Raw genomic sequence first — 18,480 nt, forward strand, 5'->3', positions numbered from 1 at the left:
ACGTCGTGACGATCTCTTTCGACCTGCCCGCCGGAACCCGGCAGCTGCTGGCTGAGCTGCGCGAATGGTCGCTGCACGAGGTGCGCCCGCTCGCCCGCACAGCCGACACCCTCGAGACGAAGGTGTTCGAGGCGGGCAAGCGGGCCCTGGAAAGCTGCCCGATCGACATGTCGCCGCTGGCGGTGCCGGAACTCGGGCTCGTCCGGTCCGGCGGCGGCAAGCGGTACCGGGCCTCGGACTCCGACGACGACAACCATGTTCTCGGCGTGCTGGCCATGGAGGCCATGTGCTACGGCGACGGGTGGGCGTGGGGCGCGTTGCCGCGTAACGCGAATCTCGAGAAGATCCTCAGCGTCATCGGCACCCCGCAGCAGCTCGAGCGATGGGAGACCCCGCCGGGGGAGCAGCCGATCCAGAGTTCGTTCGCGTTCACCGAGGAGCACTGCGGGTCGGATATCTCGGCGATCCGGACGCAGGCCGTCCGCGACGGCGACGAGTGGGTCATCAACGGCCGCAAGCGATTCAGCTCGCAGGGCGCCGAGGCGACGGTCATGCTCGTGTTCGTCACGGTCGATCCGGCGCGAGGCATGAGCGGCCTGCGCGGCGTGATGGTACCGCAGGACTCGCCCGGCATCAAAATCCTGCGGGAGACCGAGGAACGCAAGCTCGGCATGCGTTACCTGCGGCAGTCGACGATCGAATTCGAGGACGTCCGGGTGCCCTACGACCACATGCTCGGCGATCCCGATGATCCGAAGGGCTTCCTTGAGGGGCTGAACGTGCTGAACCGTACACGTCCCTTTTGCATGGCGTGGAATGTCGGCACACTACGCGGCGCCACCGATTACGTCGGCGATTGGGTCAAGAGCCAGACACCTGGGTTCAATGCCCGGCGCAGGCAACGGATCGAGGAGGATCTCGGCGAAATCCGCGCCTCGATGGACGATCTGATGCGCCTTCTCGTCAACGCGGCTTGGAAGGCGGATCACGGTCTGCCGCACCGTACCGAGGCCGCGATGGCAAAATCGCACGGTCCGCGCATCGTCGAGCGAGGGTATCGCAGGCTGGTGCAGATCATGGGCAGTGAAGGCTCCTCGGAACGGCATTTGCTGGAGAAGTGGTACCGCGACGCGGTTTGTTTCGATCTGCTCGAAGGGACCAGCCAGATTCTCAAGCTCACGGTCGGCCGCGGCATCTTCGCGGCCGCGAACCGTGAGCTGGAAACGGATATCGCGGCCGCGCTGCGGCCGGTCTCGGGCTGAGCGGTCCGCCGTCCACCCGGAGAAGGTGAACGATATGCCGGTTGTCGAACACGCCGCGATCGATACCTGGGAACTCGTCAGCGCAACCCAGGGCGGGGATTTCGCGGCCTTTGCCGGAATCTACCGGCGCTATGCGCGCGTCATCGCCGACTACGCCTACGCCAAGACGGGTGATCACGCGACGGCGGAGGACATCGCGAGTGAGACGTTCCTGCGCGCGCTGCGGTCGATCGGGTCGGTGCGTGATCTGGGCAAGGATCTCGGCTCGTGGTTGACCACGATCGCCCGCAACGTCACGTTCGACATGGCGAAGTCCGGGTGGAGCCGGAACGCGGCGGTAACGGCGCAGCCGCCGGAAACCGTGGCCCGTGAGGGAATCCCGGAGGAGGACGTGCTGCGGGAGTTGGACCGCGCCGCCCTCCGTCTCGCGATCACACAGTTGACTCCGGACCAGCAGGAGTGCCTGTGGTGGCGCTTCTTCGCCAATCGCTCCGTGTCGGAGACAGCCCGGCACATCGGCAGGAACGCGGCTGCCGTTCGAGCCCTGCAACATCGCGCCGTCCGGCGGCTGGGCGAACTCTTGCCACCCTCGCTGGTCTCGCCGGACGATTCCGGTTCGGCGATGACCGGTCTTCCCCCTCTTCCGAAAAAGGAGAGCAGAACATGAGTGACACAGCAGCCTCCATTCCCGCCACACTGCGCGCCACCGCCGCCCGGTACCCAGAGCAGGAGGCCATCGTCGACGGGGCCGTCCGGCTGACCTACCGGGAACTCGACCGAGCCGTGCTCGACGCGTGCCGCGCGCTCATCGGGATGGGCGTGCACGAGGGCGACCGGGTGGCGGTCTGGGCACAGAACTGCTGGCAATGGTGCGTCGTAGAACTCGCGGTGCTCGCGGCGCGGGCAGTGGCGGTCCCGATCAACACTCGCTTCCGTGGCAAGGAAGCCGCGGAGCTGCTGGACAACAGCCGGGCCGTCGCGCTGTTCACCACTTCGGGATTCCTCGATGTCGACTACGCGGCGATGCTACGCCAGGCTGCCCCGTCCCACGCCGATCTCCCGATCGTGGTCATGAGCGGCGAGGTGTCCGAAAAGGACATTACGTGGGAGCAGTTCCTCGAACATGGCACGACCGTGCCCGAGGAGGATGCGCTCAAGCGTGTGGCTGACCTCCGGGCTGATGAGATCAGCGACATCATGTACACCTCCGGCACGACGGGTGTGCCGAAGGGCGTCATCCAGACGCACGGTAAGAACCTGCTCGCGATGAAGGCGCTCGGCGCCGCGCTCGGGTTCCGGCCAGGGGATCGAAACCTGGTGCTTGCCCCGCTGTTCGCTCAGTTCGGTATGCGTGCCGGGCTCTACATGGGACTGATGCACGCGGCGGCGACCATTCTGGAATCGGCGTTCGACCCCGATGCGATCATCGACCTGGTCGAGCGCGAACGCGTTACGGTACTGCCAGGGCCGCCGACGATCCTGGCCGCGTTCCTGACCCCGAAGGCGCGGCAGCGTGATCTGTCGTCGTTGCGGATCGCGCTCACCGGTTCCACCGTCATTCCGGAGGAACTCGTCATCGGCCTGCTGGAGAACAACATATTCGACAACGTGCTCACCGCTTACGGCCTGACGGAGGCGTGCGGCCCGGTTTCGGTCTCGTCCCTTCAGGACAGTCCGGCGACCGTGTCGCAGTACGCCGGTCGCGTATTGGAGCATTTGGAGTTCCGCGTGGTGGATGCCGAGGGCAGGACGATGTCGGCCGGGGAACAGGGTGAATTCCTGGTGCGGGGACCGACCGTGATGAGCGGATACCTGAACGATCCCGAGCAGTCGGCGAAGGCTGTCAATCCGGAGGGCTGGTTGCACACCGGCGATGTCGGGCTAGTCGATCCGGGCGGCTATGTCAAGGTGACCGGCCGGCTGAAGGACATGTTCATCGTCGGCGGTTTCAACGTGTATCCCGCGGAGGTGGAGAATTCCATCCGCGAGCACGAGGGTGTGCGCGAGGTCGCGTTGGTCGGAATTCCTGACGAGCGGCTTGGCGAGGTCGGTGCGGCGTTCATCGTCTGCGAGCGCGGCTACGAATTCGACGAGACCGCTTTGCGCGAATGGTGCCGGAGCGCGCTGGCGAACTTCAAGGTGCCCCGCATGTTTCTGCGCACCGAGGAGCTGCCGCTCAACAGCAGTCTCAAGGTCGACAAGAAAGTGCTTGCGGAACGGGCCCTCGAGATGTGCCGGGCGCGCGCCGGACAGGCTGGCTAGCCCGCTATTCAGCCCTGCGGAACGTGGGCTGGCACACAGCGGAAAGTGCGTCCGATACTGCGGTCGCACTGGCCGAAACAGTTCGTCCGGTCTCGACGAGGAGGCAGACATTGTCCGGCGCAATCGGTCTGGGGATGACCCACTACCCCCCGCTGGGGGGTACCGACGAGCAGATGGCCGGTATTCTCGGGTTCACCCTTCGCGATCCGGGAATACCGGCGGAGGAAAAGGACCCCGCGTCGTGGCCCGAGCAGATGCGCGCTGAATGGTCCGACGACCACGGCAAGGCGGCGGCCGCGGAACACCGGCGGCAGCTCGTCGACGGGGTGTCGCGCATCCGCGAGAAGCTCGACGATTTCGCGCCCGATGTGGTGCTGGTCTGGGGTGATGACCAGTACGAGAACTTCCGCGAGGAAGTGGTCCCGCCCTATTGCGTGCTCGCCTATGACGACGTCGAGGTCCGGCCGTTCGGGCTGCTCGCCGATCGTGGTCTGGACAATGCCTGGAACATGCCGCACGACACGACGTGCACCCTGCGTGGTGACGCGGCGCTGGCGCGCTGGCTGACGGACCGGTTGATCGAGGACGGCTTCGACATGGCCTACTCGTACAAACAACGCGCCGACACCCATTTCCCGCACTCGATCCTGAACACACAGACCTTTTTGGACTACGAGAACTACGGATCCAAGCTGCCGTACCGGTTCCTGCCGATCACAGTGAACTGCTACGGCGAGCACCTGATCGCCCGTCGGGGCGGGCTGGCCCGGTTCGACGAGATCAAGGACGCGCAGCGGGACCCGGCGGGGCCGAGTCCGCAGCGGTGTATGGCGCTGGGCGCGGCGGTGGCCAGGGCGATGCGGTCCTCGGGGAAACGGGTCGCGTTCGTCGCGTCCTCGAGTTGGTCGCATGCGTTCCTGAACGACAAGGACTGGCATCTCCGTCCGGACACCGCCGCTGATCAGCGCCTGTACGACGCGCTGGCTTCGGGGCATCGCAAGCCCTGGCGGGAGATCACCAGCAGGGAGATCGTCGACGCCGGGCAACACGAAATGCTTAACTGGTTCTGCTTGCTCGGCGCCGTCGACGAACTCGGCCTCGGCCTCGACTGGTCGACGTTCGTGACGACCGGTGTCTTCAATTCCAACAAGGCGTTCGCCATCTATGCGTGAGGAGTGGTCGTGACGCTAGTGAGCGGCGCATCGCCGCGAACGAGCCCGGTGCCGTCCCGGCTCGTCGACGAGGACCTCGAACGGCGCCGGTTCCGGGTGCACCGGTCCAGCATGACCAACCAGCAGGTCTTCAAAACGGAACGGGAGCGGATATTTGGACATTCGTGGCTTTACGTCGGCCACGAGTCGGAGGTCCGCAACCCCGGCGACTACGTGCGCCGCCCGGTGGGAGGCCGCCCGGTCTTCATGGCGCGCGGCGCCAAGAGCGGCAAGATCGGAGTCTTCCACAACTCGTGCACACATCGCGGTGCGGCGGTGTGCCGAAAGGACAGTGGGAACGCGCAAACGTTCCAATGCTTCTACCACGCCTGGACCTTCGACACGGAGGGAAACCTGGTGGGCGTGCCGGATCGGGGCGCGTACGGCGGCGGACTGGACATGTCGGAGCTCGGCCTGGCACGTCCGCCCCGGGTGGACAGCTACCGGGGGTTCGTGTTCCTCAGCTACGACCCGGAAATCATGGACCTCCCGGCGTATCTGGCCGGGGCGAAGGAATACATCGACCTCGTCGTCGACGGCGCGTCCGGTGCTGTCGAAATCCTCAAGGGCACGCACGAATACGGCATGGAAGCCAACTGGAAGCTCCTGGTGGAGAACAGCATAGACGGCTACCACGCGCTGGCGGTGCACGCGACGTACTTCCAGTACCTCGCCGCATTGGGCACCAGTCTCGAAGGCGGCATCACCGGGGTTGGCCGGTCGCTGGGCAACGGTCACGCCGTCGTGGAGGGCGACGCACCCTGGGGCAGGCCGATCGCGAACTGGGAGCCCTCGTTCGGCGAGGATGCCCGGGGCGAGATCGAGCGGATCCGGGCCGGACTGGTCGACAGGCACGGTGAGGAACAGGCCTACCGGATGGCGAATACCAGCCGGAACCTGCTGATCTACCCGAACTTGATCATTAACGACATTATGGCGGTCACCGTCCGGACCTTCATGCCGGTGGCCCCGGGGCGCACCGAGATCACTGCCTGGCAGCTCGCGCCGGAAAACGAAATGCCGTTGCTGCGCGAGCGAAGGCTCGACAACTTCCTGACTTTTCTCGGGCCGGGCGGTTTCGCCACGCCCGACGACCTGGAGGCGTTGGAGTCGTGCCAGACGGGCTTCGACAGCGGCGGCGTCGAATGGAATGACGTGTCGCGGGGGATGGCGCGGTCGCCGAAGGACACGGACGAGGAACAGATGCGCGCGTTCTGGCGGCGGTGGGCAGAGCAGATGCACGGTGACCGGGATGAGCACGAGGAGGCACTATGACGATCGCGGCTGGTGTGCCTGGCTATTCGGTGTTCGTGCCGGACTCGCACAGCGTGACCCGCCACGATGTGGAAGACCTGCTGTTCGCGGAAGCGGACCTGCTCGACGCGTGGAACCTCGACGATTGGCTCGGTCTTTACACCGACGACGCTCGCTATGTCGTGCCCGCGACGGACTCGCGGGACGCCGATCCGGACAAGGATCTGGTGCTCGTCGACGACGACCGGACGCGGATGGAATCGCGTGTGGTGCGGTTGAACAGCCGCCGCGCACATCGCGAGTATCCCCACTCACAGACCCGGCATCTCGTATCCAACGTCCGCCTCGGCGCCCGTGTGGACGACGTCCTCGCGGTAACGGCGGCGTTCGCGGTGTTCCGGTCGCGCGGCGGCCGGCACGTGGACTACGTCGGCAGGTACGACTACCGGCTCGCTGTCGTCGGCGGGCAGCTGCTGATCCGGCACAAGCGGGTCGAGCTGGACATGACGAGTCTACGTCCCGCGTACGATGTCGCGATCATCCTTTAAGGACGGTCGCGCGGACAATGCCGCCGGCACGCCCGCTCCGGCCGTGCCACCTGAAGGAGGAGCGAGGATGGCCCAAACCAGGGACGACGTCGACGAGAACGTCGATTTCGACCATGCCGATCCGGAGTTCATTCAGAACCCCTTCCCGGTGTTCCGGGATCTCCACCAGCGCTGCCCGGTCGCGCGTTCCACGAAATACGACGGGTTCTGGGTGCTCAGCAAATACGACGACATCAGGGCGGCGACCCGGAACACGAACACCTTCCTCAGCGGGGCCGGGGTCACTATTCCACATTTCGGTTCACCGGTTCCGTTGATCCCGCTCGAATCCGACCCGCCGCTGCACTCCAGTTACCGCCGCATCCTGCAGCGCGAGTTCAGCCGCGGACGGATGCAGGAGCTGGAGGGCACCATCCGGCTGGTCGCGACCGACCTCATCGACGCGTTCGCGGACCGCGGCGAGGCCGACTTCGCGACCGAACTGGCGAGCCCGCTGCCCGCGGTGGTGATCGCGCAGCTGATGGGATTTCCGAAGGAAGACTGGGAAAAGTTCCGGGTGCTCACCGAGCGGATGCTGGAGGCGGCCAAGGCCGAGGACCTCGAAACCAACTTCGAAGCGGCGCTCGAATACTGCATCTACCTGATGAACGTCCTGGACGAACGCCGGGCCGAGCCCGCGGACGACATGCTTACCCGAATCGTGCAGGCCGAAGTAGACGGACGCCCGATGGGTGAGGACGAAGCGCTCGGGATGACCCTGATCACGATCGTCGCGGGCCACGAGACCACGGTGGGCGGTATCGGCTCGTTGCTGTTGTACGTCGGCGCCGATCCGAACGTCCAGCGGCGGCTCGCGGCCGACCCCACACAGATCCCACTCGCCGTCGAGGAGGCGCTGCGGCAGGGCGCACCCGTGCAAGGCATCGCCCGCACCGTGAGCGAGGACGTGTGTGTGCGGGGCAGGCAGCTCAGGAAGGGCGACAAAGTCTGGTTGTCCTACGCCGCGGGCAACCGGGACGAGGAGGCGTTCGAAAATCCGGACGTCTTCGACATCGATCGTTCGCCGAACCGGCACCTGGGCTTCGGGGACGGTGTGCACCGGTGCGTCGGGGCGCCGCTCGCGCAGGCGGAGATGCGCATCGTGCTCGAGGAAATATTGAAGCGGATTCCCGGCTACCGCATCACCGATCTGGACGCCGTCGAGTTCCAAGGTGGTCAGAACCGCATGGTCAGCAAGCTGCCCGTGCACTGGGACTGACGCCCCGTCATTCGTCAACATCGTACAAGATCGAAGGAGGCCAGCAACAATGGCGGTTTTCAAGGATGCCGAAGAGGCCAACGGCTATATCGGGAGGATGTTCGAGAACGTGGTCGCCGAGCCCGACTTCGTCAACGCCACGCAGGGCACCGGGCTGGTTCTACGTCTGAACTACGTGGAGCCGGAGACGACCATCCTCGTGGACTTCCCGGCGCAGAAGGTGAGTTACGGCGACGAGGCGGCTTCGGCCGGCAACGCCACGGTGGACCTGTACATGAAATGCGATGACGCACACAACTTCTGGCTGGGCAAGCTGAATTTTCCGGTCGCGATGGCGAAGAAGAAAATCCGGATGGAGGGTTCTACGGCAAAGGCCCTCAAGCTGCTGCCGTTGACCAAGCCGTTGTTCGCGGCGTACGAGCAGATGCTGAGCGACGACGGGCGAACCGACCTGCTCGCGGCGAGCTGAGGACGCCATGCGCGCAGCGGTGACGCGAGAGCCCGGTTCGGTGTCGATCGAGGAGATCGACAAGCCGGTCCCCGCCATGGGCGAGGTGCTCGTACGGCTGGCCGCGACCGGTATCTGCCACACCGACCTTTCGATGGTGTCCGGGGCGCTTCCGGCTCCGCTGCCGTTCGTGCCGGGGCACGAGGGCGCCGGCGTTGTGGAGGCGACCGGGCCCGGGGTCGAGGATGTCGGCGTTGGCGACCACGTGGTCCTCAGCATCGTGGTGTCGTGTGGCTCGTGCTACCAGTGCGGGCTCGGGAATTTGTCCATCTGCGAGGTCGGCTCGGCGATGGCGCCCGGCGGGCTGTTGCTCGACGGGACGACGCGATTGAGCAACGGCGGTGAGGAGTTCCATTCTTTGCTGTGTCAGTCGTCGCTCGCGGAGTACGCGGTGGTGCCATCGAATTCCGCGGTGCCGATCCCCAAGGACATCCCGTTTCCGGTAGCCTCACTGCTCGCGTGTGGCGGCGGGACCGGTTTCGGAGCGGTTGTCCGCCGGACGACGCTGTGGATCGGGTCGAGCGTCGTCGTGATCGGCTGTGGGGGTGTCGGGCTGACGGCGATCATGGCCGCGAAGGTGCGTGGCGCCACCACGATCATCGCGGTGGACCCGTCGGCCGGCGCGCGGGCGATGGCGGAGAAGGTCGGCGCCACACACGTGCTCGACCCGGACGGCGACCGAGTGCTGCGGTCAGTGATGGAACTGACCGGGCGGGGTGCCGACGTGGCGATCGACGCGGTCGGTCGCAAAGGGACGGTCGAGACCGCCTTCCAGAGCATTCGTGCCGGTGGGGAGGTCGTGGCGGTCGGCATCGACGACGCGTCCAATGAGGTCGAGCTGGACCTTTACGGCTTCATGATGCAGAAGCGGGTCACCGGTACGTATGCGGGTTCCCTGGTGCCGAGGATCGATATTCCGGCCGCTCTCGCACTGTACCGGGACGGCAGGCTGCCGCTTGACGTCCTGGTGTCAGAGACCTACACGCTCGACGACGTGCCCGGGTTGCTGACCAACGAGATTCGCCTGCCACCCGGCCGCGCCGTGGTGTGTTTCGACCAGCCGGAGGAGAGGCCGTGAACAAGATCGACAGCCGGTGCCTGATCGACGGCGAACTGGTCGGCGGCGACCGGCGGGGCGACGTCTACAACCCCGCCGACGCGCGTGAGGTGGTCGGTACCTATCCGCTGCTCATTCCTGCGGATCTGGACCGGGCGGTCGCCGCCGCGCGGCGCGCCCAGCGTGAATGGCGGCGGCTGCCAGCCGTAGAGCGGGCCGCGATCGTGCTCGACAGCGTAGCCAAAGTGGACGCCGTGGAGGGTATCGACGAGTTGCTGGTCCGCGAACAGGGCAAGATCTCCTGGGAGGCCACGTTCGAGCTGGGGTACTATGAGGCGCTCGCCGACGTGTACCACGGGATGGCAGGCGAACTGGACCGTGGCGCCACACTGCTCGACGATTCGCTCGGCGTCACGACGCAGTATCGCGACCCGATCGGCGTGGTCGCGGCGATCACGCCGTGGAACTACCCGGTGGGGATCGCGGCGATGAAGGTGGTGCCGGCGCTCGTCGCGGGCAACGCGGTGATCGTGAAGCCGTCTCCCATCGCACCGCTGGCCGCGCTGGAAACCTTCGCGGCACTCGCCGACCACTTCCCGCCGGGATTGCTGTCCACCGTGACTGGCACCGACGCGGAGATTTCCGCGAACCTGATGTCACATCCCGGCGTCGGCAAAGTGACGCTTACCGGGTCCACCGCGACCGGCAAGCTCGCGGCCGCGGCTGCCGCGTCCACGCTCAAGAACGTCACGCTGGAGCTCGGCGGAAACGACGCCGCACTGGTCCTCGACGACCGTCCGGTGGACGAGGAACTATGTGCTTCCCTGCTGGCGAACGCGTTTCCCACGACCGGCCAGGTGTGCGTGGCCATCAAACGGATCTACGCGCCCCGGAGCAGAGTGGAGGAACTGTGCGAGGGCATGGTCGCCGAACTGGAGCACGTCGTCGTCGCCGACGGGCTGCACCCTGAGGCGACCATGGGGCCGCTCACCACGGAGCAGCAGCGGACCATCGTGCGTGAGCTGCTTGCCGGCGCGGAGTCCGCGGGCGCCAAGGTACTGCGCGGCGGCACCATGCTGGGCGACCCGGATCGCGGCTGGTTCCAGCAGCCCGCTGTGGTCGCCGGATGTCCCGAGGACAACGCGCTGGTGCAGACGGAGCAGTTCGGCCCGGCAATCCCGGTTCAGCCCTATGACGACGTCGAACAGGCCATCGACCTGATCAACGCGACCGAGTACGGGCTGACCGCTTCGGTGTGGACGCACGACAAGGAGCGTGCGCAGCACGCCGCGCGCCAGATCGAGGCCGGTACCGTCCACCTGAACAGCCACGGATTGTTTGCGATGGACCCGCGGGTTCCCTTTGGCGGGGTCAAACACAGCGGAATCGGCCGGGAGATGGGGATCGAGGGCCTGCGGGCGTTCACTGAATCCCATGTCGTGAATTTCCGCGTGGCGTAGGCAATCCCAGAGTCGACTCCGCCACCGACAGCCGGAGGGTGAAGAACATGATCGTCGTACTGCTCGTTCTTGGCGCGCTCGGCGCCGCGGCCGGGGGCTGGGTGTGGGATCACCCTTCGCTCGCGTTCGTCGCGCTCGGATTGTGCGTGCTCGCGCTGGCCCTGTCGTATGCCACGGAGATCCTGCAGCTGCTCAGCGAACTGCGTTCGTGGCAGACAGAGTCTGCAAAGGACAAGCAGCGGGTGGCGATAGAGCCGGACGAGGCCGCGCCGGAAGAAGCCACAGTGGATGTCGCCGACGAAGTGGCGCAGCCGGTCGTTCATGTCCTACCTGGACGGCGGCGCTTTCACCATGCGGGTTGTCGGGCGTTGCATGATCGAGAGCCGGACGAACTCGTGCTCGACGAAGCGCTCGACGAGGGCTTCACGCCGTGCACCATGTGCGCGGTCAGCGAAGCGGCGCGGGTCGGGGTGGCCTGACCCGCGCCGCTTCGCGTTCTGTGCAATGGCTCAGTAGCCGCCGCCGAGCTTGCGGTGGTCCCACGAAGCCGTGCGGTCCACCGTCACCACGATGACGACCCGTTTGGCCGCCTGACGTCGCAGCGCCTCGGGCAGCTCCTGCGGTCCGGCCTCGGCCGGTGCGTTGTATTTCCGGTGGATCTGTGCGCCGATCCGCAGCACCTCCGCCGGATCGTCCACGATCCGTGCCTTTCCGGTGAGCTGCACACCGCGCAGTTCCTGGTATTCCGAGCCCGCCTCGACCAGGACAGTGACCGTAGGATCGCGGCGGAGATTGAGCACCTTCTGCGAGCGAGCGAAGGACCACATCGACGGATTTCCGTCGACGATCTCGTACCACATGGGAACCAGGTGGATGGTTCGGTCGGACCGGTGTGACGCGACGAGTGCGGTGTGCCCGGCATGGAGGAACTCGGCCACCTCCTCTGGATTCATCGCTGTGCTCGGTCGACGGTGCGAGCCGGCGGACATAGTTCCCCTTTCGTTCGGATTCACGGAGCGGAATGGAACCGCGACAGATGTTCGAGCACCAGTGCGGTTTCCGTTCGTCGGGACGTTGAGCGAGGTGTTCTGCCCACCGGAAACGTCGTTTGTCGGGCTGCCCGAGGTTGTCGGAAAGTCTTGTGCCACAGCTCACCGTCTCGGCGGGAAGGAGTAAGTCATGGGAATAGCCCCGGACGATCGGGTAGCGCCGTCGCCGGCGCTCGGCCTTGGCCCGTACGACGGCCGCGCTTCCCGTGCGATCGGGTACGTGCCGGGCGTCGCCCGCAGGCCCGTCGTCGAAGCTGGCGGGATGGGACAGCTTTTCGCGAAGATCGTGTGGAGCGCGGTTCGCCATCCGCGCGGGTACTGGAGCGAGGTGTTCGAGCACCTTCACGTGACCATCAAACGGACCTGGCTGCCGGTCTCCGCCTCGGTTTTCGGCTTTCTCATGGCGTTGTCGGTGCTCGCGGTCCAGTTCTTCGCGATGGCCGGCGCACAACACCTCTTCGGGCCGACACTGTTCATGTACAGCACCCGGACCTTCACCGTGTGGGTCAATTCGGTCGTCATGGCCGGTGTCATCGGCGCGGCGCTGACCAGCGATGTGGGTGCTCGAAAAGTACGGGAGGAGCTGGACGCGATGCGGGTGATGGGCATCGACCCGGTCCGCGACATCGCGGTGCCCAGGGTCGTCGCGCTCACCCTGATCGCGATCCTGCTTTCGGTTCCGTCGCTGCTGGTGACGGCGTTCACCATGCAAATCGGGGCGAGTTACGTTGCTGGCATCCCCGCAGCGGACTTCTACCAGTCGATTTTCACCCAGGTCTATCCGATCGACATCGTCGCGGTCGTCCTCAACAGCCTCCTGGTCGGCCTGCTGGTCGGCACGGTGTGCTGCTACAAGGGATTCGCCGCGACCGGCGGTGCGATCGGCCTGGGCCGGGCGGTGAACCAGGCTGTGGTGGTTTCGTTGCTGGGCGTCTTCGTTCTCCAGTTGACCTATCAGGCGCTTTACTTAGGGCTCTTTCCACACCTGGGCGAGCTCAAATGAGCGGCGCGGATTCCGCCACCACCGAGGTGTTGCCGCCTGCGACGCCCGTTACCCGGCCGAAGACCGCCGCGGCGGAAAACGGATCAGTTCGGCGCTCCTTGGCCGGCGCGGGCGAAATCGTCGTGTTCTGCGGGCAGGTGATCCGTTCGGTGCCGGCCGCGGTCCGCCTGTACCCGTCGGAAATCATCCGCATCGCGGGCATGTACGTGCGGTCGAACCTGCTGGTCGTGCTTTCGATGACGCTGATGATCGGGGCACTGATCGGGCTGACGCTGCACTTTCTGTTCGGCAACATCGGCATCGAAAGCTATGTCGGCGGCGCGCACGCGATCGGCGGTATGCGCGGCGCGACCGAGACGGCCTTCGGCTGGATGTTCGCCGCCAAACTCGGTTGCGGCATCGTCGCGGAACTGGGCTCGATGCGGATCAGCGAGGAGGTCGACGCACTGGAGGTGATGGGCATCCGGCCCATTCCCTACTTGGCAGGAACCCGGTTCGTGGCCGCGCTGCTCGTCGTTCCGCTGCTGTGGATCTCCGCGCTGTTCTTCGAGTTCATCGGCGGCTATCTGCTCAACGTCCTCGTGCTCGGCACCACATCGCCAGGCGCGTACATCTATTTCCTCTTCCTTTTCCAGAACGGGTACGACTTCACGGTGACCCTCATCTGGGGAACGCTGATCGGGCTGCTCATCGTTCTGGTGTCTTCTTACTACGGCCTCACCGCCAAGGGTGGGCCCGTCGGCGTTGGCGACAACACCGCGCGTTCCATGATGGTGAGCATCGTGATCATCAGCATCACCGCGATGATGCTCGAGCAACTTTTCTGGGGTAGCACACCGAATTCCCCGATCGGGAACTGACCGCCACAGCAGTGGGTATGGAGTGAACATGTCGTCCAGTGTTTCGTCGGCCGGCCCGCGTGGCCCGGCAGGTCTCGCCGAGTTGTCCGCCACGAATGGCGATCGGCACACTATCCGGCTGAAGAACGTGCACAAGACGTTCGGTGGCGGCTCCCCGGTGCTGGCGGGCCTTTCCGTGGACATCACAGACGATGCGATCACGACCATCCTCGGCCCCTCCGGAACGGGAAAGAGCGTGCTCCTCAAACACATCGTGGGGCTGCTGGAACCCGACGTCGGGGAGGTCAGCGTGTTCGGGCAGGACATCTGGCGGGTGAGCGAGGTCGATCGTTTCGAGCTCCGCAAACGGTTCGGCGTCTTGTTCCAGGACGGCGCGCTGTTCGGCTCCATGAACCTTTACGACAATGTCGCGTTTCCCTTGCGCAAGCACACGGACAAGTCCGAGTCGGAAATTCGCGAAATCGTGATGACGAATCTCAAGGAGGTCGGGCTCGAGGGCGCGGTGCACAGGGCGCCGAACGAGATCTCCGGTGGCATGCGCAAGCGAGCAGGTTTCGCGCGGGCACTCGTCATGCGCCCGGATGTGGTGCTGTTCGACGAACCGGACTCGGGGCTCGACCCGGTCCGCACTCGGCTGCTGTGCCAGCTGATCACGCAGATGCACGCCGAGCACGGCGGGACCTACATCGTCATCACGCACGACATCGCTAGTGCCCGCACGCTCAGCGACTACGTCGGCGTGCTGTGGCAGGGAAAGATGGTGCATTACGGCGAGGCGGAGGAGGCGTTCGCCTCCGACAACGCGTTCGTGCGTCAGTTCCTCGCCGGTGACGCCGTCGGCCCCTTGGGAATGGACTGACGATGCGCCGGACGAGATGGCTGATTCTGTCCGTGGTGATGACCCTCGCGCTGGTCGGCGCGGGTTTCGCGGTGTTCGGCCAGAGCGACTACGAAGTCGAGATCCTGATGCCCAACGCCGACGGCACGTATCCGGGTGGTCAGGTGGTGCTGGCCGGTGAACGAGTGGGGCAGATCCGCGAGGTGCGCGTGGTCGAGGACCGGGCGCTGGTCAGGGTGGAGGTCGACGCGGACCATGCGCCACTGCGCGCGGGCACCACCGCACGGATAAATTGGCTGTCCGCGATCGGCGCGCGGGTGCTGGAACTGCTGCCCGGTGGTGCCTCGAATCCTTTGCTGCCCAGCGGAAGCCGCATCGTCTCGGGCAACGAGCGGGTCGAGATCGACGACCTGCTGGCGACATTGGACAAGCCAACCAGGGATCAGGTCCAGGGATTGGTCGACCAGCTGAACAAGACGCTGGCGCAACGGGAACCCGACGTGCAGGAAACACTGCGCAGCACCGGCCCGGCCGTCGAAGCGCTGGGCGACGTGATGCGTGCGGTGGGTGACGACGGCCCGGCGATCCGTGAACTCGTCACGCGACTGCACGACGTGACCGCGCAGCTGGCTGCCCGTGGTCCGGACCTCGGCCAGACGGTTGACAACCTGCACCAGCTGACCTCCGCCGTGGCGAACGAACAGCAGGCGCTGCAGAACGGTCTTTCGCAGCTGCCCTCGACGGTCGGCCAGGCGAACACGACGCTGCGAAACGTGCCCGGCGCCGTGGACGCGACGGTCCCGTTGCTGAACACCCTCCGGCCAGCCACGGCACAACTGCCGTCGGTGGCTCGCAATCTCAGCCCGGTGCTCGAGCAGTTGCAGCCGACCGTGGCCGCGCTGCGGCCTGCCCTCGGCGACGTGCAGTCGTTGCTGCAACAGACGCCCGCGCTGCTGGACAGTGCGCACGGCACCCTGCCCGCCGTGACCGCGGCGATCACCGAACTGCAGCCCGCGGTGGCGTTCTTGCGGCCTTACGCGCCGGAAATCGCGGGCTGGCTGTCGAACTGGACGGAGATCTTCGCGAACCAGAACAGCGGGAACTACGGCCGCGTTCTGATTGCGGCGTCGAGCACCAGCGTCAACGACAACCCGGGCCTGCTGCCGCCGGGAATCCGCCAGGACCAGCGGCCCGCGCCCGGTTCTCTGGTCAACCAACCCTGGGTGGACGCGAACGGGGACGGTATTCGATGAAGACGAACAAGGCTCGCCGCGCGGTCGGCGCGTTGGTGACCACGCTGGCGGTCGCCGCGACGTGTGTCGGCGCCTCACAACCGGACAGCGGAAGCTCCACTGTGGTTGGCTATTTCACCGACGCCAGCCCGCTCGACCCCGGTTCACAGGTCCGCGCGTCCGGTGTTCAGGTGGGCACCGTCGACAGCATCCAGCTGGACAGTGGCCGCGCCAAGGTCACGATGACGCTCGATCGCGCGGTGCTGCCGTTGCACCGGGACGCGAAGCTGACCATCAAGCCGGTCAGTCTCCTGGGCGAGCGGTTCATCGACGTGGACGCCGGTTCGCCGACGCAGCCGTATCTCAGCCCGGCGATTGTGCCGGTCACGCAGACTTCGTCGGCGGTCACGTTGCAACAGGTCATCGACACGTTCGACGACCCCACCTCCACCTCGCTCGCCGTGGTGCTGAGCAGCCTCGGGGAGGGGTTTCGGGACGCCGGTCCGCAGGCGGCGCAGGCGATCAGCGCACTCGCGCCGGCAATGATCCAGACCAAAAGCCTCGGCGACCTGCTGCGCGGGCAGAACCAGCAGCTGGGCGAATTGGTGGACCGGGTCCAGCCCGTTGCGGACGCATTGGCGTCGAACGACGGCAAGGTCCTCGACGATCTCGTCGGCAGCACGCAGACGACACTGTCCACACTGGCCGTGAACCAGCAAGGTCTGGACCAGACGCTGGCCGAGCTGCCCAGCACACTTACCCAGGCACGGCAGACGCTGCAGAACCTCACCGGGGTGGCTGCCCCGGCGACCCCGACGTTGCAGTCGATCCGGCCGATCACCGGCAATCTCGACCAGATCAGCGGAGAACTCGACCAGTTCGCCGACGCCGCGGATCCGGCTCTGGCCTCGCTGCAGCCGGTGCTGACGCACGCGGACGCACTGCTGCGTGAGGCGGCGCCGGTGGTCGCCAATCTCGCTGCGGCGGGGCCCAACCTCGCGGGCACGGCGGCGAACTTGCGCCCGGTCGGCGACCAATTGCTGAACCAGCATCTGGACGACCTGATGGCGTTCGTGCGGAAGTGGTCGCTCAGTACCAATGGCCGGGACGCGCTGGGACACTACTTCCGCGGTGTCATCCATGTGACTCCCAATGTGGCGAAGGATCTCGTCGCCGGGGCGTTGGCCCAGTTCGGCCCGGGCAAGCCGGCCGGCGCGGCACCGCCGCCGCTCGTGCCGAACAGCGGGGGCCTGTCGCAGCTGCTGCCGGGCCTGCTGGGCAACGGCGCGCAACCAGCCGGGACGCCCGCCGGCGGCGACCCCGGGAACGCGACCGGTCTGACGGAGACGCAGGAACAGTCGCTGCTGGGTCAACTTCTCGGAGGGGTGTGACATGCCCGGACCGGTGCACCGCGACCACGCGCGGAGTTTCCTGATCGGCATCGTGGCCGTCGTGGTGATCGGCGCGATCGCCTGGGTCGGTGCGACCGTCCAGGTCGGCGGCGAGCTGCCGGCGAAAGCCTACACGTATGTGCGCGCGGCCTTTGCGGATGTGGGGACGCTGACCCCACGGCAGGAGGTGGAGGAGAACGGCGGCCGGATAGGGCAGGTCGACCGGGTCGACTACCACGACGGGCTGGCGATCGTAACGATGCGCCTCGACGGTAACCGGGCGGTGTACCGGGACGCCACCGCGTCTATCGCAAACGCGTCGGCCCTCGGTCGCAAGCGCGTGGAACTCGACCCGGGCACGCCCGGCGCCGGGCCGCTCGGCGGCACCGTCATCGCGCAGTCACACACCCGCAGCTCGACCTCACTGGACGACGTGTTCGCGCCGTTCGACGCGCCGACCAGGTCCGCCCTGCAGTCCAGCCTCAACCAGCTCGCGGGCGGGGTCGCCGGCCACAGCCAGGACCTGCACGACTTGCTGACCGTGGCGCCGGAACTGCTGAACGACTTCGGCACCACGACCGGCGCGCTGGCGAGCCGCGACGCGAACCTGCCGCACCTGCTGGACAGCGCGGACCGGCTTACCGGGCGGTTCGACGGGCACGAAGCCCAGCTCCGCGGTCTACTGTCTGAAATGGATGCGACGCTGCGAGCGGTCGGTGTGGACGGTGCGCGGCCGCTCGCCGAAACCGTGACCGGCTTGCCTGCGACGTTGCGGCAAGCACGTGAATCGCTGCGGTCACTGGATCAGCCGCTGGCGGATGTGCGCACGGCGGTGACCACCGTGGCACCGGGGGCCCGCGCATTGGGCGCGTCCACCGAGGACCTGCGTGGGTTGTTCCGGGAGGCGGTCGGCCCGCTGCGGAAGGTGCCCGGAGTGGGCGGGCAGGCGCTCCCGGCGGTGGACGAACTGAAACATACGTTCGCCGATGCGCGACCGATGGTGCCGCGGATCGCGGAGACGGTGACCCAGGCGAACGTGTTCCTCACCCAGTTGGCGCCGTACTCGACCGATATCGGCCGGTTCTTCAGTGAGCACGATCTGCTGAGCGGGAGCTTCACACCGGACCAGCACTTCTTCTCGGCAACGCTGGCGATTCCGAGCCTGTACAACGTGAGTCTGCCTGATCCGACCGCGAAGCGGATTCCCTATCCCGCTCCGGGCGGCGGCGCCTGGCGGGACAACCCGGCCACGGGAGGTACCCGGTGATCGGCAGCAAGGTACTCAGC

The 18,480-nt window shown here is 66.4% G+C and carries 18 protein-coding genes; 17 read left to right on the plus strand and 1 reads right to left on the minus strand.

Going from position 1 to position 18,480, the window contains the following annotated elements; all coding sequences use genetic code 11:
* The first annotated feature begins 5 nt into the window (after window positions 1-5).
* The 11 genes from AMETH_RS06005 to AMETH_RS06055 all read left to right on the plus strand — a co-directional run bounded on the left by AMETH_RS06005 (window position 6) and on the right by AMETH_RS06055 (window position 11,299).
* Complete coding sequence (locus AMETH_RS06005; RefSeq protein WP_017987153.1) at window positions 6-1,262, plus strand: acyl-CoA dehydrogenase family protein; 1,257 nt, start codon at window positions 6-8, stop codon at window positions 1,260-1,262.
* 34 nt (window positions 1,263-1,296) lie between these two features.
* A complete protein-coding gene (locus AMETH_RS06010; RefSeq protein WP_017987154.1) occupies window positions 1,297-1,929 on the plus strand; it encodes an RNA polymerase sigma factor in 633 nt (210 codons plus the stop codon).
* A complete protein-coding gene (locus AMETH_RS06015; protein ID WP_017987155.1) occupies window positions 1,926-3,524 on the plus strand; it encodes an AMP-binding protein in 1,599 nt (532 codons plus the stop codon). Before AMETH_RS06010 ends, AMETH_RS06015 begins: the two co-directional genes overlap by 4 nt.
* A 110-nt stretch (window positions 3,525-3,634) precedes the next feature.
* Complete coding sequence (locus tag AMETH_RS06020; RefSeq protein WP_026153853.1) at window positions 3,635-4,696, plus strand: DODA-type extradiol aromatic ring-opening family dioxygenase; 1,062 nt, start codon at window positions 3,635-3,637, stop codon at window positions 4,694-4,696.
* 48 nt (window positions 4,697-4,744) lie between these two features.
* A complete protein-coding gene (locus AMETH_RS06025; RefSeq protein WP_017987157.1) occupies window positions 4,745-6,010 on the plus strand; it encodes an aromatic ring-hydroxylating oxygenase subunit alpha in 1,266 nt (421 codons plus the stop codon).
* The gene (locus AMETH_RS06030) at window positions 6,007-6,537 is read left to right on the plus strand and encodes an aromatic-ring-hydroxylating dioxygenase subunit beta (RefSeq protein WP_017987158.1); all 531 of its coding nucleotides are present in this window, start codon (window positions 6,007-6,009) and stop codon (window positions 6,535-6,537) included. Before AMETH_RS06025 ends, AMETH_RS06030 begins: the two co-directional genes overlap by 4 nt.
* The gene (locus AMETH_RS06035; protein ID WP_223843065.1) at window positions 6,518-7,795 is read left to right on the plus strand and encodes a cytochrome P450; all 1,278 of its coding nucleotides are present in this window, start codon (window positions 6,518-6,520) and stop codon (window positions 7,793-7,795) included. Before AMETH_RS06030 ends, AMETH_RS06035 begins: the two co-directional genes overlap by 20 nt.
* A 49-nt stretch (window positions 7,796-7,844) precedes the next feature.
* On the plus strand, window positions 7,845-8,264 hold the full coding sequence (locus AMETH_RS06040) for an SCP2 sterol-binding domain-containing protein (RefSeq protein WP_017987160.1): 420 nt from the start codon (window positions 7,845-7,847) through the stop codon (window positions 8,262-8,264).
* A gap of 19 nt (window positions 8,265-8,283) precedes the next feature.
* Window positions 8,284-9,381 (plus strand): zinc-binding dehydrogenase, encoded by a 1,098-nt coding sequence (locus AMETH_RS06045; protein ID WP_223843066.1) that lies wholly within the window; start codon window positions 8,284-8,286, stop codon window positions 9,379-9,381.
* Complete coding sequence (locus AMETH_RS06050) at window positions 9,378-10,820, plus strand: aldehyde dehydrogenase family protein (RefSeq protein WP_017987162.1); 1,443 nt, start codon at window positions 9,378-9,380, stop codon at window positions 10,818-10,820. Before AMETH_RS06045 ends, AMETH_RS06050 begins: the two co-directional genes overlap by 4 nt.
* Window positions 10,821-10,867: 47 nt before the next feature.
* The gene (locus tag AMETH_RS06055) at window positions 10,868-11,299 is read left to right on the plus strand and encodes a hypothetical protein (protein ID WP_017987163.1); all 432 of its coding nucleotides are present in this window, start codon (window positions 10,868-10,870) and stop codon (window positions 11,297-11,299) included.
* A gap of 30 nt (window positions 11,300-11,329) precedes the next feature.
* On the opposite strand, the gene AMETH_RS06060 is transcribed toward AMETH_RS06055, so the two are convergent.
* On the minus strand, window positions 11,330-11,809 hold the full coding sequence (locus AMETH_RS06060) for a pyridoxamine 5'-phosphate oxidase family protein (RefSeq protein WP_081617670.1): 480 nt from the start codon (window positions 11,807-11,809) through the stop codon (window positions 11,330-11,332).
* 190 nt (window positions 11,810-11,999) lie between these two features.
* On the opposite strand from AMETH_RS06060, the gene AMETH_RS06065 reads away from it, so the two are divergent.
* From AMETH_RS06065 to AMETH_RS06090, 6 genes are read left to right on the plus strand one after another with little or no spacing between them, the layout of a single operon-like run.
* Window positions 12,000-12,872, plus strand: coding sequence for an MlaE family ABC transporter permease (locus AMETH_RS06065; protein ID WP_017987165.1), 873 nt, complete (start codon window positions 12,000-12,002; stop codon window positions 12,870-12,872).
* Window positions 12,869-13,732, plus strand: coding sequence for an MlaE family ABC transporter permease (locus AMETH_RS06070; protein ID WP_081617671.1), 864 nt, complete (start codon window positions 12,869-12,871; stop codon window positions 13,730-13,732). Before AMETH_RS06065 ends, AMETH_RS06070 begins: the two co-directional genes overlap by 4 nt.
* A 28-nt stretch (window positions 13,733-13,760) precedes the next feature.
* Window positions 13,761-14,591, plus strand: coding sequence for an ABC transporter ATP-binding protein (locus AMETH_RS06075; RefSeq protein WP_081617672.1), 831 nt, complete (start codon window positions 13,761-13,763; stop codon window positions 14,589-14,591).
* Window positions 14,592-14,629: 38 nt separating this feature from the next.
* A complete protein-coding gene (locus tag AMETH_RS06080) occupies window positions 14,630-15,823 on the plus strand; it encodes an MCE family protein (protein ID WP_017987168.1) in 1,194 nt (397 codons plus the stop codon).
* Entirely contained in the window at window positions 15,820-17,193 is a 1,374-nt protein-coding gene (locus AMETH_RS06085) for an MlaD family protein (protein ID WP_017987169.1), read from the plus strand. Before AMETH_RS06080 ends, AMETH_RS06085 begins: the two co-directional genes overlap by 4 nt.
* A 13-nt stretch (window positions 17,194-17,206) precedes the next feature.
* The gene (locus tag AMETH_RS06090) at window positions 17,207-18,460 is read left to right on the plus strand and encodes an MlaD family protein (RefSeq protein ID WP_167345512.1); all 1,254 of its coding nucleotides are present in this window, start codon (window positions 17,207-17,209) and stop codon (window positions 18,458-18,460) included.
* The last annotated feature ends 20 nt before the right edge of the window (window positions 18,461-18,480 follow it).

It is taken from the genome of Amycolatopsis methanolica 239 (assembly GCF_000739085.1).
In the GTDB taxonomy this organism is placed as follows: Bacteria; Actinomycetota; Actinomycetes; order Mycobacteriales; family Pseudonocardiaceae; genus Amycolatopsis_E; species Amycolatopsis_E methanolica.